General features: G+C 69.7%; 1 protein-coding gene. It reads left to right on the forward strand.

Going from position 1 to position 1,760, the window contains the following annotated elements; all coding sequences use genetic code 11:
- Positions 1-1,760, forward strand: a 1,760-nt coding sequence (locus AC1D01_RS33200; RefSeq protein WP_477873732.1) for an FHIPEP family type III secretion protein, incomplete at both ends; no start/stop codon positions are given.

The following is a 1,760-nucleotide window of genomic DNA, read 5'->3' on the forward strand; positions in this document are numbered from 1 at the left end:
GGCCACGATCGTGGCCATCCTCGCGCTGATGGTGCTGCCGCTGCCGACCTTCCTGATCGACGGCCTGCTGGCGGTGAACCTCACCATCAGCACGCTGCTGCTGATGGTGACGATGTACATCCCGAGCGCGGTCTCGCTGACCTCGTTCCCGGCGCTGCTGCTGTTCACGACGCTGTTCCGGCTGTCGCTGAACATCTCGTCGACCAAGCTGATCCTGCTGCACGCCGACGCCGGCCACATCATCGAGTCGTTCGGCAACCTGGTGGTGGGCGGCAACCTGGTGGTCGGGATCGTGGTGTTCCTGATCATCACGGTGGTGCAGTTCATCGTGATCGCGAAGGGCTCGGAGCGGGTTGCCGAGGTCGGCGCGCGCTTCACGCTGGATGCGATGCCGGGCAAGCAGATGAGCATCGACGCCGACCTGCGCGCCGGCCACCTGACGGCCGACGAGGCGCGCCACCGCCGCGCCGCGCTCGCGATGGAAAGCCAGCTGCACGGCGGCATGGACGGCGCGATGAAGTTCGTGAAGGGCGATGCGATCGCCGCGCTGATCATCACGGTGATCAACATCCTGGCCGGCATCGTGATCGGCATCACCTACCACGGCATGCCGGCCGCCGAGGCGGCGAACCGCTTCGCGATCCTGTCGATCGGCGACGCGATGGTGTCGCAGATCCCGTCGCTGCTGATCTGCGTGGCCGCCGGCGTGATGATCACCCGCGTGGCCGACGAGCACGCACCGAAGCCGAAGTCGCTCGGCGAGGAGATCACCTTCCAGCTGACGCGCAGCCCGCGCGCGCTGTACCTGGCCGCGGGCTTCCTGTGCGGCTTCGCGCTGGTGCCGGGCTTCCCGTGGTACGTGTTCCTGCTGCTGGCCGGCGCGCTGGTGATGCTGGGCCGCAAGCTGCAGGGCCAGACCAAGGGTGCGGGCTCGGGGCACGAGGGCGAGGCCGATGCGCTGAAGGGCCTGCAGCGCGAAGGCGCGAAAGCGCGCAAGGGCGAGATCCAGGCGATCGAGGACAAGGCGAGCGCGTTCACCGCGCCGCTGGCGGTGACGATGTCGCCGGCGCTGGCCGCCTCGCTGCGGCCCGACCTGCTGAACGCCGCGTTCGAGCGCGAGCGCCTGGGCCTGCAGGAGCAGCTGGGCCTGCCGTTCCCCGGCATCCGGCTGTGGACGCGGGCGAGCCATGCCGAGAACGAGTACGAGCTGCTGCTGCACGACGTGCCGCACGGCAGCGGCCAGGTGGTGATCGGCCCGAAGCCGGACGGCGAGCCGTCCAACGAGGAGGTGATCGCGAAGCACGCGGTGCAGTCGCTGCACGAGCAGGCGCATCAGTTCCTGGGCATCCAGGAAGTGCAGTGGGTGCTGGAGCGGGTCGGCGCGGACTACCCGGGCCTGGTGGCCGAGATGCAGAAGGTGGTCACGGTGCAGCGCATCGCCGAGGTGCTGCGCCGGCTGCTGGAAGAGCAGCTGCCGATCCGCAACATGCGGGCGATCTGCGAGAGCCTGATCAACTGGGGCCCGAAGGAGAAGGACGCGCTGATGCTCACCGAGTACGTGCGCGGCGACCTCGGGCGCTGGCTCAGCCACCGCGCGACGCAGGGCAGCGGCTCGCTGTCGGCGGTGCTGCTGGAGCCGGCGGTCGAGAAGATGATCCGCGACGCGATCAAGCCGACGCCGGCCGGCAACTACCTGGCGCTGGCGCCGGACGCGGTCGCTGCGATCGCGCGGCGCGTGAAGGACCTGGCGGGGCTGACGC

Source organism: Rhizobacter sp. P3_B12 (assembly GCF_056402895.1).